1 protein-coding gene and 1 pseudogene are annotated in these 5999 nt (G+C 75.3%); both read right to left on the bottom strand.

Going from position 1 to position 5999, the window contains the following annotated elements:
• A pseudogene (locus ACGF5G_RS35575) lies at nucleotides 1–1701 on the bottom strand (type I polyketide synthase); the annotation flags it as partial.
• Nucleotides 1702–1730: 29 nt separating this feature from the next.
• Nucleotides 1731–5999: type I polyketide synthase (locus tag ACGF5G_RS35570; RefSeq protein ID WP_393271275.1), on the bottom strand; the 4269-nt coding region annotated here is incomplete at its 5' end.

Raw genomic sequence — 5999 nt, 5'->3', positions numbered from 1 at the left:
CTCCCCCAGCTCACCCGCGACCCCCGTGACGACCGTGCCGGCCGGGGTGCCGGCGGCAACCGCGTCCAACCCGGCCAGCAACTGCGCCGGATCGGTGGCCACCACGGCCGCCCGGTGCTCGAACGCGGACCGGGTGGTGGCCAGCGACCAGGCCAGCCGGGCCGGGTCGACGTCGCCGTGGGCGCGGACGTACCGGGCGAGCCGGGCGGCCTGCTCGCGGAGGGCGGGCGTGGACCGGGCCGACAGCGGCCAGACGGTGGCGGGGGTGGCGAGCAGGCCGGGCTGCTCCGGCACGGGAGCCGGGGCGGGCGCGGGGTCGGCCTGTTCGAGGATGACGTGGGCGTTGGTGCCGCTGATGCCGAACGACGACACGGCCGCCCGGCGGGGCCGGTCCACCTCCGGCCAGGGCCGGGCCTCGGTGAGCAGTTCGACGGCGCCGGCCGACCAGTCGATGTGTGGGGACGGCTCGTCGACGTGCAGCGTGGCGGGCAGGACGCCGTGCCGCATGGCCATCACCATCTTGATGACGCCCGCGACGCCGGCGGCCGACTGGCTGTGCCCCATGTTGGACTTGATCGAGCCGAGCCACAGCGGGTCGCCGTCGCCGCGCTCCTGCCCGTACGTGGCGAGCAGCGCCTGCGCCTCGATCGGGTCGCCGAGGGTGGTGCCGGTGCCGTGCGCCTCGACGGCGTCCACGTCGGAGGTGGTGAGGCGCGCGTTGCTGAGCGCCTGCCGGATCACCCGCTGCTGGGCGGGTCCGTTCGGGGCGGTGAGACCGTTCGATGCGCCGTCCTGGTTGATCGCGCTGCCGCGGATGACGGCGAGGATGCGGTGGCCGTTGCGTTGGGCGTCGGAGAGCCGCTCGACGAGCAGCAGGCCGACGCCCTCGGCCCAGCCGGTGCCGTCGGCGGCGGCGGCGAACGACTTACACCGCCCGTCGGAGGCGAGGCCGCGCTGGCGGGAGAAGCCGACGAACGGGCTGGGAGTGGCCATGACGCAGACGCCGCCGGCCAGGGCCAGGTCGAACTCGCCGGCCCGCAGCGCCTGGCAGGCCAGGTGCAGTGCGACCAGGGAGGACGAGCAGGCCGTGTCGACGGTGACGGCCGGCCCCTCCAGCCCGAGGGCGTACGCGATCCGCCCGGAGACGACGCTGGTGACGGTGCCGGTCAGCAGGTAGCCCTCGTCGGCGCCGTCCGCGCCGCCGTCCTGCCCGACGCCGTAGCCGTTGGCGGCGGTGCCGACGAACGCGCCGACCTTCTGGCCCCGCACCGACGACGGGGCGATGCCGGCCGACTCGAACGCCTCCCAGGACGTCTCCAGCAGCAGCCGCTGCTGCGGGTCCATGGCCAGGGCCTCGCGGGGCGAGATGCCGAAGAATTCGGCGTCGAACTCCGCCGCGTCGTAGAGGAAGCCGCCCTGCTGGGTGGTGGACTTGCCGACCCGGTCGGCCTGCGGGTCGTACAGGTTGTCCAGGTCCCAGCCCCGGTCGGTGGGGAAGCCGCCGATGGCGTCCCCGCTGGAGGCGACCAGGTCCCACATCTGGTCGGGGCTGGACACCCCGCCCGGGTAGCGGCAGGACATGGCGACGATGGCGATCGGCTCCCGGGCCGCCGCGGTCAGCTGCTGGTTGAGCTGCTTGAGCCGGCTGGTCTCCTTGAGCGAAGCCCGAAGCGCCTCGACGACCTTATCTGCAGACGTGGACATCATGTACTCCGTACGTGGGACAAGGGTCAGGACTCGGAGCCGTCGAGCGCCAGCCGGATGAGGGCGTCGGCGTCCATCTCGTCGATGGAGTCGCCGTCCTCGTCGGTCGGGGCCTGCTCGGCGTCGTCGCCGTCGGTGAGCTTGAGTAGCAGGTCCAGCAGTCCGGCCTCGCGGATGCGGGCCAGCGGGATGGTGGCCAGGGCCTGGCGCACCGCCGCCTCGGCCGGGTCGGCCGCCTCCTGCCGCCCGGTCTCGGGGACCAGCGCGGTGAGCAGGTGGCCGGCCACGGCGGCCGGGTCGGGGTAGTCGAAGACCAGCGTGGTGGGCAGGGACAGGCCGGTGGCCCGGGTGAGCCGGTTGCGCAACTCGACCGCGGTCAGCGAGTCGAACCCGAGTTCCTTGAACGCGCGCCGCGGCTTGACCCGCTCCGGGCCGGGGTGGCCGAGGACGGCCGCGGCGTTGGCGCGGACCAGGTCGGTGAGGAGCTTGTCCTGCTCGTCTCCGGGCAGGGCGAGCAGTTGCTCGCGCAGCGGCTGCCCGCCGTCGCCCGGCTCGTCCTCGGCGGGCCGGTCGGCCGGCCGCACCTCGGGCAGGTCGGCCAGCAGCGGTCGCGGCCGGGTCGAGGCGTAGGCGGGGCCGAACGTCGCCCAGTCCACGTCGGCGACGGTGAGGCAGGCGCGTCCGCGCCCGACGGCGACCCGCAGGGCGTGGACCGCGTCGGCCGGGGACATGGCCCGCAGCCCGCGCCGGGCCAGCTCCCGCTGGGCCTCGTCGGTTGCCATCCCGCCGTCGGCCCACGGCCCCCACGCCACGGAGGTGGCGGCGAGGCCCCGGGTGCGCCGCCGCTCGGCGAGCGCGTCGAGGTAGGCGTTGCCGGCCGCGTAGCCGGCCTGCCCGCCGCTGCCCCACACCCCGGCGATCGAGGCGAACAGCACGAACGCGTCCAGCGGCCGGTCGCCGAGCAACTCGTCCAGGTGCGCCGCCCCGGCGATCTTTCCGCCCATGACGGCGGCGAGCCGGGCCAGGTCGGTGTCGACGAGCGGGACGACGTCGTTCAGGCCGGCGGCGTGCACCACCGCGGTCAGCGGCGCCGGGTCGTCGTCCAGCCGGGCCAGCAGCCCGGCCACGGCGTCCCGGTCGGCCACGTCGCACGCCGCCACCGTCACCCGTACGCCGAGGGCGGTCAGCTCGTCGCGCAGCTCCGCCGAGCCGGGGGCGGCGTCGCCGCGCCGGCTGGTCAGCACCAGGTGCTCGGCGCCGTTGCCGGCCGCCCAGCGGGCCACGTGCGCGCCCAGCGCGCCCGTGCCGCCGGTGACCAGCACGGTGCCGGAGGGCCGCCACCGCTCGGCCGCCGCCGCGTCGGCGGGGGTGGCCCGGGTCAGCCGCCGGGCGTACACGCCGGTGGGCCGCACCGCGAGCTGGTCCTCGTCGCCGGCGGCGACGAGCGCCGCCACGAGCCGGGCCGGGTCGACGTCCCGCTCGGGCAGGTCCAGCAGGCCCACCCGGGACTGCGACAGTTCGAGGCCGGCCACCCGGCCCAGGCCCCACAGGCCGCCCTGGCCGGCGCTGCGGACGGGTTCGCCGTCCCCCGCGTCGACCGCGCCCCGGGTCACGCACCACAGCGGCGCGGTCACCCCGGCGTCGTGCAGCGCCTGGAGCAGCATCAGGGTGGCCGCCGTACCGACCGGCACGGACGGGTGGTCCGGGTGCGGCTCGTCGCGCAGGCCGAGCAGCGAGACCACGCCGACCGGCGCGTCGGCCGACGCGCCGCCCAGCAGCTCGGCGAGGCCGGCGCGGGTGACGGTGGCCGGGTCGACGGTCACCCGACGCACGTCTCCACCGGACGCGGTCAGCGCGGCGGCGATCCGGTCGGCCGACGGCTCGCCGGTGGGCTCGACCAGCAGCCAGGTCCCGACCGCCGCCGGGGAGTCGGCCAGGTCGATCCGCCGCCACCCCACCTGGTACGACCACCCGTTCACCGCCGCGTCGCGGGTGCGGGCGCGGCGCCAGGTGGACAGGACGGGCAGGGCCGGAGTCAGCGCGTCCACCGCGGCGTCGTCGCCGAGCTGGCCGGCGAGGGCGGCGAGGTCGCCGCTCTCGACGGCGGCCCAGAACTCGGCGTCGCCGCCCGTGTCCGGGGTGGCCTGCTGACGCGACGCGGCTTCCGGCCAGAACCGCTGGTGCTGGAACGCGTACGTCGGCAGGTCGACGCGGCGGGCACCCGAGTCGGCGAACCAGGTCCGCCAGGTCACGGGCTCGCCGTGGACGTGCAGTTCGCCGAGGGCGGCCAGCAGCGCGTGGGTCTCGGGCCGGTCCCGACGCTGGACGGCGACGGACAGCACGCCCGCCTCGTCGAGCAGCACGTCGGCGACCATGGCGGTGAGTACGCTCTGCGGGCCGATCTCCAGGAACGTGTCCACCCCGGCCTTGCGCAGCGTGGTGACGCCGTCGGCGTACCGGACGGCCTCGCGGACGTGCCGCACCCAGTAGTCGACCGTGCGGATCTCGTCGCCGTCAGCCAGCGCCCCGGTCAGGTTCGACACGACCGGCAGCAGCGGCGACCGGAAGGCGAGACCCTCCAGGACCGCCCGGAACTCGGCCAGCATCGGCTCCATCAGCGGGCTGTGGAACGCGTGACTCACGGTCAGCCGCCGGGTCCGGGCGCCGCGCGCCTTCCAGACCTGCTCGACCTCGTCGAGGGCGTCGACGGCACCCGACACGACCACGGCGTGCGGCCCGTTGACCGCCGCGACGCCCAGCCGGTCGGTCAGCCCGTCCAGAGACGCCAGCACCTCGGCCTCCGACGCGGCCACGGCCAGCATCCCGCCCCCGGCCGGCAACGCCTGCATCAACCGACCCCGGGCGGCCACCAACGCACACGCATCGGCCAGGGACAACACCCCGGCCACGTACGCGGCCGTGATCTCACCGACCGAATGCCCACCCACGAAGTCCGGCACCACCCCGAACGACTCCACCAGGCGGAACAACGCCACCTCGACCGCGAACAACCCCGCCTGCGTGAACACCGTCTGGTCCAGCAGGCCCGCCTCCGGCGAGCCCTCCGGAGCGAACAGGACGTCACGAAGCGGCTGCGGCAGCAACGGATCAAGGTGCCCACACACCTCGTCAAGCGCGGACGCGAACACGGGGAACGTCCCGTACAGCTCCCGGCCCATCCCGGCACGCTGCGCCCCCTGCCCGGAGAAGATCAGGGCCAGGTGCCCACGCTGCTCGGACGCGCCGGTCAGCACCGAACCCGACGGCTCACCGGCAGCAAGAGCGGTCAGCGCCGCCAGCAGATCCTCGCGGTCGACGGCGGCCACCACCGCCCGCTGCTCCAACGCCGGACGCGTCGTCACCGACGACCACGCCACGTCCAACGGACGCACCGCCCCGTCAGCGGCCAGCCAACGCGCCCACCGGCCCGCCTGCCCCGCAAGCGCCGCCTCCGTCCGCGCCGACAACACCACCGGCACCACCGCCGGCACCCGACGCTCCACGACCTCGCCCTCGACCACCTCGACCGACGGCTGCTCGACAATCACATGAGCGTTCGTCCCCGAGATACCGAAGGAGGACACGGCCGCCCGACGCGGCCGACCCACCACCGGCCACGGGGTGGCCTCCGTCGCCAACGCCACCGCCCCCGCCGTCCAGTCGATGTGCGGCGAGGGTTCGTCCACGTGCAGGGTCGGCGGGACGGTGCCGTGCCGCATGGCGAGGACCATCTTGATCACACCGGCCACGCCGGCGGCGGCCTGCGTGTGGCCCATGTTCGACTTGATCGAGCCGAGCAGCAACGGCCGGTCCGCCGGCCGATCCTGCCCATAGGTGGCGAGCAACGCCTGCGCCTCGATCGGGTCACCCAGGGTGGTGCCGGTGCCGTGCGCTTCCACCGCGTCCACGTCGGACGTGGACAAGCCGGCGTTCGCCAGGGCCTGGCGGATCACCCGTTGCTGCGACGGACCGTTCGGCGCCGTCAACCCGTTCGACGCCCCGTCCTGGTTGACGGCGCTTCCCCGCACCACCGCGAGGACCCGGTGACCGTTACGGCGGGCGTCCGACAGCCGCTCCACCAGCAGCATGCCCACGCCCTCACCCCAACCGGTGCCGTCGGCGGCAGCCGCGAACGACTTGCACCGCCCATCGGCCGACAGACCCCGCTGCCGAGAGAAGCCGATGAACGCGCTCGGGGTGGCCATCACGGTCACGCCGCCCGCGAGGGCGAGGTCGCACTCACCGGAGCGCAGCGCCTGCGCCGCGAGGTGCAGCGCGACCAGCGACGACGAGCA

The sequence above is a fragment of the Micromonospora sp. NPDC047730 genome, assembly GCF_043204765.1.
Taxonomy (GTDB): Bacteria; Actinomycetota; Actinomycetes; order Mycobacteriales; family Micromonosporaceae; genus Micromonospora.
Note: the sequence above shows the minus strand (reverse complement) of the source record. Positions and strands in the feature narration are given on the sequence as shown.